The organism is Halobacterium wangiae (genome assembly GCF_021249345.1).
In the GTDB taxonomy this organism is placed as follows: Archaea; Halobacteriota; Halobacteria; order Halobacteriales; family Halobacteriaceae; genus Halobacterium; species Halobacterium wangiae.
Genome location: NZ_CP089588.1, coordinates 1,668,868 through 1,683,969, shown reverse-complemented (window position 1 = coordinate 1,683,969; position 15,102 = coordinate 1,668,868). Strand labels below are relative to the sequence as shown.

19 protein-coding genes and 1 tRNA gene are annotated in these 15,102 nt (G+C 68.0%); 12 read left to right on the top strand and 8 right to left on the bottom strand.

From position 1 onward, the window contains the following. The first annotated feature begins 119 nt into the window (after positions 1–119). The 4 genes from tuf (at position 120) to LT965_RS09115 (ending at position 3,080) form a co-directional block, all read left to right on the top strand. Positions 120–1,385: a translation elongation factor EF-1 subunit alpha gene (gene tuf / locus LT965_RS09130; RefSeq protein WP_232700457.1), complete on the top strand. Its 1,266-nt coding sequence runs from the start codon at positions 120–122 to the stop codon at positions 1,383–1,385. 3 nt (positions 1,386–1,388) lie between these two features. After that, positions 1,389–1,697, top strand: coding sequence for a 30S ribosomal protein S10 (rpsJ, locus tag LT965_RS09125; RefSeq protein WP_009486703.1), 309 nt, complete (start codon positions 1,389–1,391; stop codon positions 1,695–1,697). A 48-nt stretch (positions 1,698–1,745) separates the two neighbouring features. After that, positions 1,746–1,817 (top strand) — tRNA-Ala (locus LT965_RS09120). A 186-nt stretch (positions 1,818–2,003) separates the two neighbouring features. Continuing rightward, positions 2,004–3,080, top strand: coding sequence for a hypothetical protein (locus LT965_RS09115; protein ID WP_232700456.1), 1,077 nt, complete (start codon positions 2,004–2,006; stop codon positions 3,078–3,080). A gap of 9 nt (positions 3,081–3,089) precedes the next feature. Here the strand turns inward: LT965_RS09115 and LT965_RS09110 are convergent, their stop codons facing one another. After that, positions 3,090–4,388 carry an RNB domain-containing ribonuclease gene (locus LT965_RS09110; RefSeq protein WP_232700455.1) on the bottom strand — a complete coding sequence of 433 codons (1,299 nt, stop codon included), beginning with the start codon at positions 4,386–4,388 and terminating at the stop codon, positions 3,090–3,092. A gap of 40 nt (positions 4,389–4,428) precedes the next feature. Next, a complete protein-coding gene (locus LT965_RS09105; protein ID WP_232700454.1) occupies positions 4,429–4,704 on the bottom strand; it encodes a DUF7562 family protein in 276 nt (91 codons plus the stop codon). An 80-nt stretch (positions 4,705–4,784) separates the two neighbouring features. On the opposite strand from LT965_RS09105, the gene LT965_RS09100 reads away from it, so the two are divergent. Next, complete coding sequence (locus LT965_RS09100; RefSeq protein WP_232700453.1) at positions 4,785–5,264, top strand: RNA-binding protein; 480 nt, start codon at positions 4,785–4,787, stop codon at positions 5,262–5,264. Here the strand turns inward: LT965_RS09100 and LT965_RS09095 are convergent, their stop codons facing one another. Then, positions 5,265–5,993: a DUF1028 domain-containing protein gene (locus tag LT965_RS09095; protein ID WP_232700452.1), complete on the bottom strand. Its 729-nt coding sequence runs from the start codon at positions 5,991–5,993 to the stop codon at positions 5,265–5,267. A gap of 290 nt (positions 5,994–6,283) precedes the next feature. On the opposite strand from LT965_RS09095, the gene LT965_RS09090 reads away from it, so the two are divergent. From LT965_RS09090 to LT965_RS09075, 4 genes are all read left to right on the top strand, one after another. Continuing rightward, positions 6,284–7,453, top strand: coding sequence for a YeeE/YedE family protein (locus tag LT965_RS09090; RefSeq protein ID WP_232700451.1), 1,170 nt, complete (start codon positions 6,284–6,286; stop codon positions 7,451–7,453). Positions 7,454–7,484: 31 nt separating this feature from the next. Continuing rightward, positions 7,485–7,778, top strand: coding sequence for a sulfurtransferase TusA family protein (locus tag LT965_RS09085; protein ID WP_232700450.1), 294 nt, complete (start codon positions 7,485–7,487; stop codon positions 7,776–7,778). After that, positions 7,775–8,104, top strand: coding sequence for a rhodanese-like domain-containing protein (locus LT965_RS09080; RefSeq protein WP_232700449.1), 330 nt, complete (start codon positions 7,775–7,777; stop codon positions 8,102–8,104). The genes LT965_RS09085 and LT965_RS09080 overlap by 4 nt, the downstream gene beginning before the upstream one ends. A gap of 68 nt (positions 8,105–8,172) precedes the next feature. Further along, entirely contained in the window at positions 8,173–8,529 is a 357-nt protein-coding gene (locus tag LT965_RS09075; protein ID WP_232700448.1) for a cell division protein SepF, read from the top strand. 73 nt (positions 8,530–8,602) lie between these two features. On the opposite strand, the gene LT965_RS09070 is transcribed toward LT965_RS09075, so the two are convergent. Both LT965_RS09070 and LT965_RS09065 read right to left on the bottom strand, forming a co-directional pair. Further along, positions 8,603–8,998, bottom strand: a complete 396-nt coding sequence (locus LT965_RS09070; RefSeq protein ID WP_232700447.1) for a DUF5611 family protein — start codon at positions 8,996–8,998, stop codon at positions 8,603–8,605. A gap of 37 nt (positions 8,999–9,035) precedes the next feature. After that, the gene (locus LT965_RS09065) at positions 9,036–9,977 is read right to left on the bottom strand and encodes a DUF7093 family protein (protein WP_232700446.1); all 942 of its coding nucleotides are present in this window, start codon (positions 9,975–9,977) and stop codon (positions 9,036–9,038) included. An 81-nt stretch (positions 9,978–10,058) separates the two neighbouring features. On the opposite strand from LT965_RS09065, the gene LT965_RS09060 reads away from it, so the two are divergent. Further along, positions 10,059–10,355 (top strand): DUF6432 family protein, encoded by a 297-nt coding sequence (locus LT965_RS09060; RefSeq protein ID WP_232700445.1) that lies wholly within the window; start codon positions 10,059–10,061, stop codon positions 10,353–10,355. Positions 10,356–10,408: 53 nt separating this feature from the next. Next, a complete protein-coding gene (gene ygfZ, locus LT965_RS09055; RefSeq protein ID WP_232700444.1) occupies positions 10,409–11,491 on the top strand; it encodes a CAF17-like 4Fe-4S cluster assembly/insertion protein YgfZ in 1,083 nt (360 codons plus the stop codon). Positions 11,492–11,507: 16 nt separating this feature from the next. On the opposite strand, the gene LT965_RS09050 is transcribed toward ygfZ, so the two are convergent. After that, on the bottom strand, positions 11,508–12,587 hold the full coding sequence (locus LT965_RS09050) for a geranylgeranyl reductase family protein (protein WP_232700443.1): 1,080 nt from the start codon (positions 12,585–12,587) through the stop codon (positions 11,508–11,510). Between the two features lie 61 nt (positions 12,588–12,648). Continuing rightward, positions 12,649–13,338 carry an HNH endonuclease gene (locus LT965_RS09045; RefSeq protein ID WP_232700442.1) on the bottom strand — a complete coding sequence of 230 codons (690 nt, stop codon included), beginning with the start codon at positions 13,336–13,338 and terminating at the stop codon, positions 12,649–12,651. A 136-nt stretch (positions 13,339–13,474) separates the two neighbouring features. Here LT965_RS09045 and LT965_RS09040 point away from each other — a divergent pair, with 136 nt between their 5' ends. Beyond that, positions 13,475–13,759 carry a DUF7344 domain-containing protein gene (locus LT965_RS09040; protein ID WP_232700441.1) on the top strand — a complete coding sequence of 95 codons (285 nt, stop codon included), beginning with the start codon at positions 13,475–13,477 and terminating at the stop codon, positions 13,757–13,759. Between the two features lie 66 nt (positions 13,760–13,825). On the opposite strand, the gene LT965_RS09035 is transcribed toward LT965_RS09040, so the two are convergent. Further along, positions 13,826–15,091: a 5'-nucleotidase C-terminal domain-containing protein gene (locus tag LT965_RS09035; protein ID WP_232700440.1), complete on the bottom strand. Its 1,266-nt coding sequence runs from the start codon at positions 15,089–15,091 to the stop codon at positions 13,826–13,828. Positions 15,092–15,102: the final 11 nt, after the last annotated feature.

Here is a 15,102-nt window from a genome sequence, read left to right as displayed (position 1 = left end):
GGTTGGTTCCCACAAACCACCCGAAGGCGGGCCGATGGAGCTGAGGCCGTACCGAAATGGTTTTAATGCGAAGTGGCGAATAAATCCCACAGAGCGCGCCGTTCGCGCGATATTAGACCATGAGCGACAAACCGCACCAGAACCTGGCCGTCATCGGCCACGTCGACCACGGGAAGAGCACGATGGTCGGGCGCCTCCTCTACGAGACGGGGAGCGTACCCGAGCACGTCATCGAACAGCACAAGGAAGAAGCCGAGGAGAAGGGCAAGGGTGGCTTCGAGTTCGCCTACGTCATGGACAACCTCGCCGAGGAGCGAGAGCGTGGTGTCACCATCGACATCGCCCACCAGGAGTTCGACACGGACGCCTACTACTTCACGATCGTCGACTGTCCGGGTCACCGTGACTTCGTGAAGAACATGATCACGGGCGCGTCCCAGGCGGACAACGCCGTCCTCGTCGTCGCCGCAGACGACGGTGTGGCGCCCCAGACCCGCGAGCACGTGTTCCTCTCGCGCACCCTCGGTATCGACGAACTCATCGTCGCCGTCAACAAGATGGACCTGGTCGACTACGACCAGGACAAGTACGACGGCGTCGTCGAGGACGTGAAGAACCTGTTCGGTCAGGTCGGCTTCAACACGGACAACGCGTCGTTCATCCCGACGTCCGCCTTCGAGGGCGACAACGTCTCCGAGACCTCGGAGAACACCCCGTGGTACGATGGCGAGACGCTCCTCGAGGCCCTCAACAGCCTGCCGGAGCCGCAGCCGCCGACGGACGCGCCGCTGCGCCTCCCGATCCAGGACGTCTACACCATCTCCGGCATCGGTACCGTCCCCGTCGGACGTATCGAGACCGGCATCATGAACACGGGCGACAACGTCAGCTTCCAGCCCTCGGACGTCGGTGGCGAGGTCAAGACCATCGAGATGCACCACGAAGAGGTGCCGAAGGCCGAGCCCGGTGACAACGTCGGCTTCAACGTCCGCGGCATCGGCAAGGACGACATCCGTCGCGGCGACGTCTGTGGTCCGGCCGACGACCCGCCGAAGGTCGCCGAGACCTTCACCGCGCAGATCGTCGTGATGCAGCACCCGTCGGTCATCACGGCTGGCTACACGCCGGTCTTCCACGCCCACACGGCGCAGGTCGCGTGTACCATCGAGTCCATCGACCGGAAGATGGACCCCTCGTCGGGCGAGACCGAGGAGGAGAACCCGGACTTCATCCAGTCCGGCGACGCCGCGGTCGTCACCGTGCGACCGCAGAAGCCCCTCAGCATCGAGCCGTCCTCCGAGATCCCGGAGCTCGGCTCCTTCGCCGTGCGCGACATGGGTCAGACCATCGCGGCCGGCAAGGTCCTCGAGGTCGAGCAAGCCTAATCCATGCAGCAGGCACGCGTTCGTCTCGCCGGCGTCGATCCCGACGACCTCGACAACATCTGCGACGACGTGCGGGAGATTGCGGACAAGACCGGTGTGAAGCTCAGCGGTCCGGTCCCGCTCCCGACGAAGACGCTGGAAGTCCCCTCGCGGAAGTCCCCCGACGGCGAAGGGACTGCCACGTGGGAGCACTGGGAAATGCGCGTCCACAAGCGTCTCATCGACATCGACGCCGACGAACGCGCGCTCCGCCAGCTGATGCGGATTCAGGTTCCCAACGACGTTAGCATCGAGATCGTCCTCGAAGACTGACGCCGTTCCTCGAACCGACGGCGCGTCACACGCGTTCCCCCACTTATCGGGCTCGTAGATCAGCGGTAGATCGCTTCCTTCGCAAGGAAGAGGCCCTGGGTTCAAATCCCAGCGAGTCCATTTCTGAACGCAGTGAAGAAATGGCGAGCTGAGCGCTCGCGCAGCGAGCGCGTGGATTTGAAGCCCTGGAAGTCGCAACCGCGAGCGTAGCGAGCGGTCCGTCTGACTCGGGGTACAGTTCCTGTGAGACCGCAGTACGTCTATCAAGCAACACGTTAATACGAGACACGGTCGATTTGTGGAACGATGTCACGGCCCGTGCTGGCTCTGAGCCTCGTCGCGATCGTCGTCGCGTCGGGCTGTCTGACGGCGGAGCCAGCGTCGCCAGAACCGGTCGACACGCCGACCCCGAAGGTCCCCTACGACGACCAGAGCCCCGCCAAGCCGACGTGGAACCAGTACGACAACCAGAGCCCCGCCAAGCCGACGTGGAACCAGTACGACAACCCGTGGGGAACCGAGCGGGTGGAGGTGGTCGTCGAGAACCCGGCGGGGATGGAGCGGAACATCCACCCGGAGGTGATGAAGACACTCTCCTACTGGGAGGACAAGACCGGACAGGGGAGTCCGTACAACCCCGAGTTCCGGCTCGTCAGCCAGACCGACTCCCCCGAGATTCGGGTGCAAGTCGTCCGGACCGTCGACGGCTGTGGCGTCCACGAGGACAGCGTCGCGCTCGGCTGTGCACCGGTCCTCTCCAGGAACGAGACGGCGAACGAGACGGTGACGGTGCGGGTGCGGGCGGGCCACACCCCGGAGACGACACTCGCCATCCTGAAACACGAGTTCGGTCACACGCTGGGCTACCGGCACGGCGAGGGACCGAGCGATGCGATGGCCAAGAACCTGACGGCGAGAGCGCCCGCGAACGTCACCGACGCCGAGGACCGCACGTACCCGTGGTCGTCGGAGACGCTCCGGGTCGCCGTCGAGTCCGACCGCGACCTCTCCGCGAGCCAGGGGGCGCGCCTCCAGAACGCCTTCGAGTACTACGAGCGCGGCGCGAAGGGGACAGTGGCGCCGCCGCCGTCGTTCGAGCTGGTCGAGGACCCGGCGGAGGCCCACGTCGTCGTCTCGCTGCGCGAGTCGGTCGAGGACTGTCCGACTACCGGGCCCGAGGAGTCGTGTGCGTACTGGGACGGCCCGGACGTCGACGAGGACCCCGACCCCGAGTACTACACGCAGGTGCACATCGTGGTGAGTGGCGAGGCACGCCAGCGACCGGGCTGGCACGTCGGCTACTGGCTCGGTGACTCGCTGTGGACGAACGGCGTCCCGAAGCCGTTCCAGACGGACGAACGACCGCCCGCGACCACGTGGTGACCGAGACGGTTACGCCGCGTCCGCTGCCTCTTCGTCCTCGACCACGCTGAGGCCGCGGTTGTTGACCGCGTCGGGGTCGAGACCGACCTCCTGGAGGAAGTTCCGGTACTCGCGTTCGGCGGACTCGGCGGCCTTCTGCTTGTCGCTGGCGTGGTCGCACAGTTCGACGAGGTTCTCGGGGACGTCGTTCTGGTAGACGATCCAGTGGTTGACGAGGTCGCTCATCCGGCGGATGGGGCTGGTGAAGTGGCCGTAGATCTCGAAGTTGAGCGCGTGGTGGCCGCCGAACGGGTCGTTCATGTACTTCGCGCGGGGCATCACCTTCATCACCGCCCACTGGATCTTCCCGAGCTGGCGTTCGGGCGCCTGCTCGAGGGTGGCGTTGACCGCCTTCCGGGGGTCGTCCCAGGAGTCCCCGGGGATGGAGACGCCGTCGAGCTCCTGGATCTCGCGGAGCGCGTCGTCCCACTCGTTGGGCGACGGCTGGGGGTGGACGCGGTAGACGGCCTCGACGCCCCGGTCCCACATGAGTTCGTGCGTGACTGCCTTGTTCGCCTTCAGCATGCACTCCTCGATGATGGTGTGCGCGCGGTCACGGCGGGGATTGAGGACGAGGCTCCCCTCCTCCTTGCGCTGTTCGTGCATCTGGTCGGCGAGTTCGTACAGCAGCGATATCTCCTCGTGCAGCGGCGCGTCCGGTTCGTCGAGGCGGTCCTCGGTCTGCGTGTACGTGAGCCGTTCGTTCGAGTGGATGACGGACTTGTAGATCTCGATGTTCCGGTAGGAGAGGTCGTCCTTGTCGAGGTGCATCTCGACGGTGTGGGCGAGGCGGTCCTCCTGGGGGACCAGCGAGCAGACCGTCTCCGCGAGCACCGGCGGGAGCATGTGGACGGTGTAGGCGGGGAGGTAGATGGTGTTCCCGCGGTCGACGGCCGCGTCCCACATCGCCGACTCGGGGTGGACGTAGTGGGTGACGTCCGCGATGTGGACCCAGACGACGTACTCGTGGTCGCGTTCCATTACGCTGACCGCGTCGTCGAAGTCCTGGGCGTCCACGGGGTCGGTCGTCCACGTGGGGAGACGACGCATGTCCGCACGGTCCTCGATCTCGTCCTGGATCTCCTCCTGGACGCCCTCGGTGCGGGCCTCGGCCTCCTCGAGGACCTCGGGCGGGAACTCGTCGTGGAGCTCGAACTTCTCGAAGAGGTCCTCGCGTTTGTTCGCTATCTGGCGGTCGAGTTCGGGCGAGATTTCGACGGGACCCTGGGCTTCGGCGGTTCCCGGCGCCGCCTCTGCGTCGTTCGACATACCTCCCAGTAACCGACTCCCCTAGTTAGTCGTATCGCCGTCACTCTCTGCCGGGGTGTTCCTCGCAGTCGGCGAGGAACCGCGCGACGAACTCCTCGTCGGTGACCCGGCCCGCCCCCGCGTCCTCGAGAGCGTCCTCGAGTCCGATCCGCGCGTGTTTCGTGAGGCCGCGGAAGCACGGCTTGCAGAGGTACTCGAACTCCTTGCCCTCGCGGTCCCAGCGGTCCCCGTGCTTGTCGTACTCTCGGGCGTTGCTGCGCTCGACGGAGACGCCACACGAGATACAGGTCACCGGGTCGTTCTCGGACCCCCACATCGCCTAGAGCTTCGCCGTCGGTTCACTTAGCGGTTGGGTCGGAGCGGGTGTTTTAAGCGTCGAGGCGACGCACTGACGGTATGAACGTGTCCTCTCGACACCACCTGCGGAGCGACGAAATCGGCGCCATCGCCGACGCGCTCCGGGAGGGACTAGACGTCGAACTCGACGCAGACTCCTTCGAACTCGTCGAACTCACCGACGAACCGTTCGACGTCGTGCTCGTCGACGGCGACCCGCTCGTCTGGTACCCGGAGGGCGAACCGTTCGTCACCGTCCGCGGCGCGAACGCGACGGCGCCGACGACGGGCGTGGTCACCGTCGACGCGGGCGCCATCTCGTTCGTGAGCGACGGCGCGGACGTGATGCGACCCGGCATCACCGAGGCCGACGACGACATCGAGTCCGGCGACCTCGTCGTGATCCAGGAGGAGTCCCACGGGAAGGCGCTCGCCATCGGGCGCGCACTCACGAGCGGCGACGACATGGTCGGCTCGTCGGGGAAGGTCGTCGAGAGTCTCCACCACGTCGGCGACGAACTGTACGAGTTCTCCGTCTAGTTACTCGCCGTCCTCGCTCACCGCCTCCTCGCCCGCCTCGTTCTCGTCGTCCATCTCGTCCTCGTAGCGTTCGAGCGCGTCCTCGTAGCCCTGCTTGGCCAGCCGGAACGTCTCGCGCAGGTCGACGATGGGGTCCTCGGTCGCGTCGACGCGCAGGTCGTCGTAGTACGGGCGGTCGTCGTCAGCGGTGTCGACGACCTTCACGGCGGCGCTCTGGACGGTGAGGTCCTCGCGCTTGTCGCCGCCGGCGGCCTGCCCCGCGCCGAGCGCGTCGATGAGTCGCTTCGCGAGCGGCGCGTCCCCGAACGCGGCGTCCTCGTACTGCTCGGCGGTGCGCTCGACGACGGCCTCGCCCGTGAGGAGGTTGCCCGCGACGGTGTAGTTCTCGCCGCTCGTCTCGCCGTACCAGTCGTTGCACCCCTCGCCGGAGAACGTGAACGACCCCTCGCGGGAGACGCCGTGGAGCTGTCGGTCCGCGCTCCCGTCGTCGGCGTTCAACAGCGCCTGGAGCGCGTCCTCGATAGCGAGACCGTCGGCGAGGTACGCGACGCCTCTGCGACCGAGGTCGACGTTCGTGAGGCTCTGTGTCGACACGGCGCCGTACTCGTTGACGTGCGGGCACGGGACGCCGACGCCAGGGAGGCGGGTGGTCACCGCGACACCGAAGCGGTACTGCTGGTCGCCCGCCTCGTCCTCGTACGGTTCGCGGACGCAGATGCTGAAGGTCACGGCCAAACCGAGCCGCTCCGGGGAGATAAGGACCACTGCTCCGGAGCATGGATATCGAGGGTCGCGGTGCCGCAGAGGCGCGCTGGGGCACCCCGCTACGAGGAGTGGAACACCGGAACGCCGCCATTCTTGCCGGTGTTCGAGATACCGTTGCGGAGCTGGTACTCGCCCGGAGAACGGGAGCGTCGCCCGTCTAGCGGGTAACGAGGGGATTCGTGGCGTCACACACGTGGGCAGTGCTTCCCCCTTCGAGACCGGTTAACCGTCACGAGAGTGTTGACGGTACTACAGTGAACAGTCTACTGATCGCAGCGGCCGTCGGACTCGGACTCGGGGTGTTCCTGCAGAAGGGGCGGTTCTGCTTCGTGAACGCCTTCCGGGACCTCTTCGCGTACAAGGACTCCCGGGTGACGAAGGGGGTCATCGCGGCGACGCTGCTCACAATGGTGTTCTGGGGCACTGCCTACCAACTGGGCTACTACCAGGGGTTCTGGACTCCCGGCTGGGGACTGACCGGGCTCCTCGGTGGATTCGTCTTCGGTATCGGGATGACGTACGCCGGCGGCTGTGCGAGCGGTACGCTCTACCGGGCCGGAGAGGGATACCTCCAGTTCTGGCTCACGCTGTTGTTCATGGGCGTCGGCTACGCCGTGTTCACGGTCGCGTTCCCGACGCTCCAGTCGACGTACTTCCAGCCGCTGACGTTCGGCGAGGGCGTGAGTCTCTTCAGCGTCTCGCCGGTGCCGGCCGGACTGCTGGCGCTGCTGGTCGCTGCCGGCGTCACGCTCGTCTACGCTACGGTCATCGGCCGGGCGAAGACGAGCAGCGACCCGGGCGAGCGGGCGACTGTCGCGTCGGTCGAGCTATCGGGCCTGCTCGCACCGGTCGTCGGTCTCCGACAGTTCGGCCGCGGCACCCGTTCGTACGCCCGCGGACTGGTGCGTGCGTGGCGGACGCCCGTCGCGTCCAGCAAGCGGCCGTGGGACCCGCGGACCGCCGCACTCGGCATCACCGCAGTCGCCGTCCTCTGGTTCACGCAGGTGTCCATCGTCGGCGTCACCGGTCCGGAGGCGCGCTGGACGGGCTACCTGCTCGAACAGGTCGGCGTCGACGCCGGAGGATACGAGTACTGGGGAGCCATCCTGTTCCGCGGCGAGGGCGTCGGCGTCACCGTCGACATGCTGATGATCGGATTCGTCATCGTCGGCGCCGGACTCGCCGCGCTCTGGAGCGGGGACTTCTCGTTGCGCGTGCCTAAGCGCCGGCGACTCCCGAACGCCGTCGTCGGCGGGCTCATGATGGGGGCGGGCTCGCGGCTCGCCCCCGGCTGCAACATCGGGAACATCTACTCGGGCATCGCCGAGCTCTCGGTCCACTCGTTCGTCGCGGCCGTCGGCATCGTCGCCGGCGTCTACGTGATGACCCACTGGATATACCGCGACGTCGGCTGCGCCATCTGAATCGCGAACGAACCGACTCCACACACTCACCATGCCATCAATCGACGACGTCACCGACGCACCCGAGGAACTGTCCGACGAAGAAGCCGACAGCCTGCTGTCGGAAGCCGACGAAGTGCAGGACATGATGGGCGAGGTCTGTCCGTACCCGCAGGTCGAGGCCCAGAAGGGGCTCCAGTCGCTGGACGCGGGCGAACTGCTCGTCCAGGAGACCGACCACGTCCCCTGCACGGAGAACGTGCCGAGAGCCGTCGGCGACGACGCCACCGCCCGCGTCTGGCGGAGCGATGACGGGACGTACCGCATCTACCTCCGGAAACAATGACCGAGGACGTCGACACCGTCCCCCCAGAGACGGTACGCGAGCGCATCGCTGCCGGGGACGACTTCGACCTCGTCGACATCCGGGACACGGACGCGTACGTCGACGACCACCTCCCCGGCGCCGACCACCTCACCATCGAGGAGCTGGAGGACGTGGTCGTCGAGCGGGACTGGAACGACAAGGTCGTCGTCTACTGTTACGTCGGCGAGACGTCCGTGCAGGCCGCCCGGTTCGTCGCCGAGTACGGGGACGCGGAGACGGTCGCCAGCATGGAGGGCGGCTACGAAGCCTGGGTGGACGACGACTCGCTCGGCGGAGCGGACTAGCCCGACCCGCCACGACTCGGGCGCGTCTGACGCAAGAACTATGCGGGCGGCGGGCGGGTCATACGTCTATGGGCTTCATGGAGAAGATTCTCGGCGGGAGCGGGAGTTCCACCGAGGATTACGTCGAACTGGACATCGACGACTTCGACACGGACGCGAGCGAAGTCGGTGTGAAAGTACACGTCGCGGAGATCGACGGCCAGGAGGACGTCATCGCCATCAAGGACGCCGTCTACGACGGCGACATGGTCATCGCGGACATCACGCGACTGCGCACGGAGGACCGCACCGTCGAACACGTCGTCGACGAACTCCGGCAGGTCGCCCAGGAGGTCGGCGGCGACATCGTCCAGAAGGGCGACGACCAGCTCATCGTCACGCCGAACGGCATCGCCATCAGCCGGTCGAAGCTCAACCGCCACTGACCGCTCCACCCGGCCGTCGCTGCACAGTTCTCCGCGGACGTTCACAGAAGCAGTACGCTCTCGTGTCGACCGGCTACGAGACGTTGTCGGGCTTCTCCGCCTCGTCCTCGACGGAGCGCTTCATTGAGTCGCGGCGGGACTTCGCGTCGCGGCCGGTCGCGTCGTAGAGGAAGTCGTTCTTCGCGTCGACGGCGTCCGCGGCGGCGTCGGCGTTCCCCTCGGCGATGACGTCCTCGGCGGGACGCTCCTCGAAGTCCACGCCGAGTTTGTCCTTCTTCCCGGAGTACTCGACCGCGCCGGCGACGACGCGCTCGAAGACGGGGTTCTTGGGGTCCTCGACGACGTAGAGGTCGCTGCCCTTGTACTCCTCGGTGGTCGTGATCGGACCGAAGAACTCCTCGATTTCGGCTTCGAGGTCGGGCATTCGCTCTTCGAGGTACTCCCCTCTCCGCATCTTGTACTCCTTCATGGACGCGAAAAAGACAGCGAGGGGTTTAATCCCTTCGTCAGCGCTCCTCGGCGAGATAGCCGCGCTTGCACTCCGGGCAAATGTCCCCGGCGCGCAGGCTCGACCCCGCCGCGTACCGCTCGAAACCACACTCCGGGCAGAACAGCGCGAAGTCCAGGTCGTCGGCGTCCGACTGGTCGATGGGGCCCGCGCTCGTGAACCCGGTGTCGGTCGCCACGAACTCCTCCTCGTCGTCCTCGTCGCCGAACTGGAACTCCGCCGTCTGCTCCGTCTCGGCGGCCGTCCCGGCGTCGAACCCCACGTCCTCGCCCTCCGGTTCGGGCCACTCGCCGCGGGCACGCTCGGCCGGTCCCGCGGACTGGCTCGTCGTGCCCGCGTCGGCGGCAGCCGTTCCCGCACCCGCGTCCGTCGCGGGCTGGTGGTCCGGTTCGGGGTCGGGCTGGGTGGCCGGGTCGTCGTCGACCTCGCTGGGGCTGGACTCGACGAACTCCACGTCCTCGTCGGCGGGGTCGGGGCTCGGCTCCGGGACCGCGTCGGCGTCAGCGGGGTCGGCCGGTTCGTCCCACTGCTCGCTGCGCGGGTCGGTGTCGTCGGCATCCGCTTCCAGGATGACTGCGTCGTCGCCCTCGACTTCGTCGGGGGTGGTCACGGGGCCCGTCTCGGCCTGCTCGATGGCGTCGGTCGGCGACGTGAACTCCTCGCCCGGCGCGTCCGTCGTCGGTTCGGTCGGTTCCGGCGGCGTCTGTTCGGACGGTGTCGGGTCGGGGTCGCTCGACTGGCTGGTGTCCGCGTCGGTGGAGCGTTCGGGTTGGAGGGTCCGTACCTCGGTGTTCTCGGTCGTGACGTTCTCCGCGCCGCAGCGCGCGCACTCACGCAGTTCGCGCTCCGTGACGACCACCTCGTTGCCCCGCTCCTCGCGGTCCCGCTCGACGAACGACTCGCCGTAATCGTGTCCGAGCAGGGAGCACCTGAGACCCATTGGCAGGGTCGTATCCGGGCCAACGGCAAAAGACTACCGTTCGGGGATACCGATAAGACGCCGGCGCGTGTTCGTGGACGTATGCAGGCCAAGCGCGAGTATCGCGACCGCGACGAGACGGAGGTGGCGGTGCTCGACGCGCTCGTCGACCGCACGAACGGCGGGATGACCGTCTTCGAGCTGCGCTCGCACGTCGAGGCCGGCATCGACGACCTCGAGGAGGCCCTCGGATCGCTGAAGGATGACGGCCTCATCGCCGCCGAGGACGACGGCGACCGCACCGTCATCACCGTCGACGAGCGCGTCGTCCCCGAGCGCGACGAACCCCAGGACGAACCGTCGTGGCTGGACGAGATTCGCCGCAAGATCGGACTCTGAAAGCGGGCGTCGATGCGGTGGCTTTACCCCGCCGAGCGCCCCACGTTCGGGCAATGACTGTCGTCAGGGAGAGCCACGAGGCCCACGGTGCGACGTTCCGCGACGTGGGCGGTACGGCGGTCCCCGAGGAGTACGGCCGTCCCGAGCGCACGCACCGCGCGGTGCGGAACGTCGTCGGCGTCACCGAGCACGCCTTCGACGTGCTCGTCGTCTCCGGCGAGGACCGCCACGCGTTCGTCGACGACACCGTCACGAACCGCGTGCCCACGAGCGACGGCGAGGGCTGTTACGCGCTCCTGCTCGACCCGCAGGGCAGGATCCGCGTCGACTGCTACGTGTTCGCCACGGGGGAAAGCCTCCTGCTGTTCCTCCCGGTCGGCGAGGGCGAGACGGTCGCCGAGGAGTGGAGCGAACGGACGTTCGTCCAGGACGTCGACGTGGCGCTCGCGACCGACGACTTCGGCACCTTCGGCGTCCACGGACCGAACGCGACCGAGAAGGTCGCGAGCGTGCTCCACCACGCTAGCCCGCCCGAGGAACACCTCCGGTTCGTCCGCGGCGAGATGGAGGCCGGCGTCACCGTCGTCCGCGACGACGACCTCGCGGGCGAGGAGGGCTACCTCGTCGTCTGCGACGCCGACGGCGCCAGCGACGTCTTCGAGACGCTGCTCGTCCGGGGGTTGAACGCGACGCCGTTCGGCCGGCGGACCTGGGAGACGCTCACTCTGGAGGCCGGCACGCCACTGTTCGAGACCGAACTCAGGGACAGAGTACCGAACGTGCTCGGCCTCCGGAACGCCGTCGACTTCGAGAAGGGGTGTTTCGTCGGCCAGGAGGTCGTCTCGAAGGTCGAGAACCGTGGCCGCCCGAGTTCCCGGCTGGTCGGCCTCGAACCCGACGCGCTCCCCGATGCGGGCGCCGCCGTCCACGCCGACGGGAGCGAGGTCGGCGCGGTGACCCGGGCCGCGGTCAGCCCGATGCGCGAGGAGCCAATCGCGCTCGCCGTCGTCGACTACGACGTGAGCGGCGGCCTGACGGTGGACACCGCGGAGGGAACGGTGGACGCGGCGCTCGCGGACCTTCCGTTCGTCGAGGGAGGGCAGCGTTCCGCTCGCCTCCCCGTGTACGACGACTGACGGAGCGCGCTCCTCGCTAGCGCAGCAGTGCGCGTATCTGTGCCGCCGAGAACAGGCTCGTCGGCCGGTCCATGTGGACGCCGATCTCGCCCTCGAACAGTCCCATCCCGGCGCGCTGGAGCGGTTCGGGTGCGGAGTAGCCCCGGCGGACGAGGTGGCCGAGTGCGATGTCGCGTTCGAGTTCGTCGCGCCACGCTCGCTCGTAGCCCGCCAGCGTCGACGGCCGGTTGGGGTCGATTTCGCGGGCCGCGCAGTCCGCGGCGGTCATTCCGTAGAGGATGCCGCCGCCCGTGAACGGTTTCGTCTGGCCGGCGGCGTCGCCGAGCAGGAACCCGCGGTGGCTGGTGACGGTGTCCGGCGGGCCGATGGGGATCAGCCCCGAGCAGCGGTGCTCGACGTCGACGCCGTAGTCCGCGACGAGTTCGTCGAAGAGGGCCGGAACGTCCGCGCCGGGTGCGGCCGCGAGGCCGTACTCGACGCCGCCCTCCCCCCGGGGAATACGCCACGCGAAGAACTCGGGGACCGTGAGGTGGACGTCCACGAAGTCCTCGTGGTCCGGTTCGGGGTCGAACGCGAGCGCGCCGTGGAGGAACTCACTGGGCTCCGGGAGGTCGAGTGCGTCCCGCACCCGCGAGCGCGGACCGTCGCTGCCCGCGACCATCCTGGCTTCGACGTCGAACGTCTCCTCGGGGCCGCGGACGGTGAGTTCGACCGACTCGCGACCCTCGGTGACGTCGGTGACGGTGTGGTGTTCGCGGACGTCGGCGCCCGCGTCCCGCGCCGCGTCGGCGAGCACGCCGTCCAGTTGCACGCGGTCGACCGCGTTCGAGATGGCGCTGTCCTTGTAGAACGGGTAGGCCGCGGAGTCCGCGCCGCCGAGGTGGAAGCGCGCACCGCGGATGGCGTTCTGGAACAGGTCCTCGCGGGCATCCTCCGGGACGTACTCCCAGACGTCGAGGCTGACGTGGCCCGAGCAGGCCAGGGGTTTGCCGAGTTCGCCCGACTCGAAGGCCACCACGTCGTACCCTCGCTCGGCGGCCCGCCGCGCGAACCGCGCCCCGGCGGGACCGACGCCGACGACCGCGAAGTCGTACATTGTGTACGACTTGCCCGGCCGCGAGCAAATGTCTTCCCCTCGGGGCGGTGTGCCGACGCACTCACCACCAGTCCAGAGACTGGTTGCGTCGGCGGAGGTTCGCCGGGTCGAGCGCACCCTCCGGAACGTCGACGCGCTCGCCGTCCCGGTCCAGTAGCGTCCGCCGGAGCAGCGCGCTCTCCGTCTCGAAGGCCGGGGAGACGTGGAGGCGGAAGTCCCCGTCGAGCGTGTACAGTCCCGCGTCGAACGCCGCGTGGTGGGTCCTGTCGAGCGCGACGACGTTCCCGGGGTCGGTGCGCAGCGACTCGTGGTCGCTCCAGGACAGCACGTGTGCGACGTCGAGCAGTCGGGGGTGGTCGACGCCCGACACCGGACACTGGCTATCGTAGCGCGCCAGCACCGCCTCGCGGAACGCCGCCGGCAGCGAACGGGCGCCGACGGTCGTCTCGTACTCGCTGGCCTCGTAGGGCCACTCTCGTGCGGCGTCCACCGCGTCAGTGGTGTCTCCGTGCTCGGTGTCGAGGGCGACGAGTCGGTAGGTGCCGTTCCCGAGAAACTCTACCTCCTCGGCGTCGCGGAGCTGTTGCATCTCCCGGCTGAACGTCTGACCGGGCGTGTTCGCGTCCGGGAACTCCTCGCGGAACACCGGGAGCGCGAACGCCAAGAACTCCTGTCGTTCGAGTACGTCGGTGCCGGCCTCCTCGCGGTAGCGAGCGAGTTCCCGGCGGACGACGCGGCGCCAGCGCGACATAGCCGCGCTTCGGATCGCCCGATCTAAAGCCTTCGGTGGCCGTCCGGGCCGGGAGCACAGCCCCCCTCCGACACCCCTCCAGCGACGGCAGCGGCCACAACCCTTTTTGTGTGGGTCTCGTACTAACGAATAGAAAATGAAGATGGAGGAGAACCCCGAGCCCGCCCACCTCGGGTCGAACCGAGAACTTCGCCTTGGACGCCGCCGTGAACTGGTCCTGACCACCGTCGAGAACCGGGAACTGCCGCTGTCGCTGACCGAACTCGCCGAAGCGGTCGCCGACCAGTCGGCCGACTCCGACGCCGACACCCTCCGGGTGCGGCTCCACCACGTCCACCTCCCAGTTCTGGAGGAGCGGGGCGCACTGGAGTACGACCCGTCGCGGAACGTCGTCTCGGACTGTTACGTCTCCCCGCGATAGTAGGCCCTCCGGTGGCACGGCCGTTCGAAGCGTGAACCGGGCCGCGTCGACCAGCGAACCTGGACGTCACCCGGCGGTAGACTGCTGGAGGTATTCGACGAGTACCCTGTGGAGCAGTGAATGTTCCGACTCGACCGCTGTCGCGGGACCCTCGGGGAACAGCCGCGACCGTAGCAACCCGCGTACCGTTGCGAGCCGGTATTCGGTGGCGTCAGCAGGTTTGGCATCAATTCCACCAGTGTTGGGGTCGGCGCCAGACCACACGGTCCGCTCGAAGAGGTCGGTTGCCTCGTCGGCGGCAGCGAGCAGCGAGTGGAGTGTGGCTCCCGGAACGCGAAAAGTCACCGTCGGCAGCCGGAACGGCACGACCCCGGCGACATCGCCAGCAGTAGATTCGCCAGTTAGCTCGCCACGTATCGAGGCGTACGGCACTGCCGCGACGTCGGCGCCGGTCGTCTCACGTAGCGCACGCGCGGCCAGTTCGCGAACGTCAGTCGACCCGAGTTCGTCCTCGAACGTCGTCACGGTGCCGTCCAGCCCGGCATCGGCCAGGCGCTCCCGGTAGTGCGCTGCAACGTCGTTGTTCGTCGTGCTGGCGTCTCGAACTGTAACCGACCGGTCGTCGAGGTGGACGTCCAGGATGGCCCGCCCGTGCCCCTCGGTCCGCGCCACAACCGTCCCGTCGACGGTGCGAACCACGCGGCGGTGGTCGTGGCCGCCGAGGACGACGTCCGCGTCCGTCTCCGCTGCTATCGTCTCGCTCGTCGGCCCACAGTGGGAGGCGACCACGGTGTGGTCGACGCCGCAGTCCCGCAGCCGTGCGAGTCCGCGTCGCGCGGCAGCAACCGGGTCGCCGACCGCCAGGTCCGCGGACAGGTCGGCAGACGCCGCGGTGAACCTGGAGACCAGCCTCGCCATCTGGACGGTGTCCGGATGCGCGACACCGACGACTCCGATACGGCGGCCCGCACGTTCGAAGACCGCGTGGGACTCGAAGGTCGCCCCGCCCCCGCGAACGTTGGCAGCGAGCCAGCGACCGGCCGTCTGGGCCTGGACGGCGGCAAGCTGGTCGTCACCGTCGTCGAAGTCGTGGTTTCCCGGAACGTGGACCGCCGGCGACACTGCCTCGAAGAAGGGGAGGGCGTGGTCCGTCTCTGCAGTCGCCTCCAGAGACAGTGCACCGAGGGCGGTCGAGTCGCCGCCGTCGATCACGAGGCAGTCGGAGCGAGTCCCCTCGCGGAGAGCGGCCGCGAGCCACCCAATCCGCGACGGGTCGTCGTACGCACGCTCGGTGTCGTTGAAGTAGCGGAGGACCGGTCCAGGGGAGGGCATACGCCCAGGTC

Excerpts from the sequence above, each read along its gene's own strand:
- tuf (WP_232700457.1), top strand. The coding sequence starts at position 120 with ATGAGCGACAAACCGCACCAGAACCTGGCCGTCATCGGCCACGTCGAC.
- rpsJ (WP_009486703.1), top strand. The coding sequence starts at position 1,389 with ATGCAGCAGGCACGCGTTCGTCTCGCCGGCGTCGATCCCGACGACCTC.
- LT965_RS09115 (WP_232700456.1), top strand. The coding sequence starts at position 2,004 with ATGTCACGGCCCGTGCTGGCTCTGAGCCTCGTCGCGATCGTCGTCGCG.
- LT965_RS09110 (WP_232700455.1), bottom strand. The coding sequence starts at position 4,388 with ATGTCGAACGACGCAGAGGCGGCGCCGGGAACCGCCGAAGCCCAGGGT.
- LT965_RS09105 (WP_232700454.1), bottom strand. The coding sequence starts at position 4,704 with ATGTGGGGGTCCGAGAACGACCCGGTGACCTGTATCTCGTGTGGCGTC.
- LT965_RS09100 (WP_232700453.1), top strand. The coding sequence starts at position 4,785 with ATGAACGTGTCCTCTCGACACCACCTGCGGAGCGACGAAATCGGCGCC.
- LT965_RS09085 (WP_232700450.1), top strand. The coding sequence starts at position 7,485 with ATGCCATCAATCGACGACGTCACCGACGCACCCGAGGAACTGTCCGAC.
- LT965_RS09080 (WP_232700449.1), top strand. The coding sequence starts at position 7,775 with ATGACCGAGGACGTCGACACCGTCCCCCCAGAGACGGTACGCGAGCGC.
- LT965_RS09075 (WP_232700448.1), top strand. The coding sequence starts at position 8,173 with ATGGGCTTCATGGAGAAGATTCTCGGCGGGAGCGGGAGTTCCACCGAG.
- LT965_RS09070 (WP_232700447.1), bottom strand. The coding sequence starts at position 8,998 with ATGAAGGAGTACAAGATGCGGAGAGGGGAGTACCTCGAAGAGCGAATG.
- LT965_RS09065 (WP_232700446.1), bottom strand. The coding sequence starts at position 9,977 with ATGGGTCTCAGGTGCTCCCTGCTCGGACACGATTACGGCGAGTCGTTC.
- LT965_RS09060 (WP_232700445.1), top strand. The coding sequence starts at position 10,059 with ATGCAGGCCAAGCGCGAGTATCGCGACCGCGACGAGACGGAGGTGGCG.
- ygfZ (WP_232700444.1), top strand. The coding sequence starts at position 10,409 with ATGACTGTCGTCAGGGAGAGCCACGAGGCCCACGGTGCGACGTTCCGC.
- LT965_RS09050 (WP_232700443.1), bottom strand. The coding sequence starts at position 12,587 with ATGTACGACTTCGCGGTCGTCGGCGTCGGTCCCGCCGGGGCGCGGTTC.
- LT965_RS09045 (WP_232700442.1), bottom strand. The coding sequence starts at position 13,338 with ATGTCGCGCTGGCGCCGCGTCGTCCGCCGGGAACTCGCTCGCTACCGC.
- LT965_RS09040 (WP_232700441.1), top strand. The coding sequence starts at position 13,475 with ATGAAGATGGAGGAGAACCCCGAGCCCGCCCACCTCGGGTCGAACCGA.
- LT965_RS09035 (WP_232700440.1), bottom strand. The coding sequence starts at position 15,091 with ATGCCCTCCCCTGGACCGGTCCTCCGCTACTTCAACGACACCGAGCGT.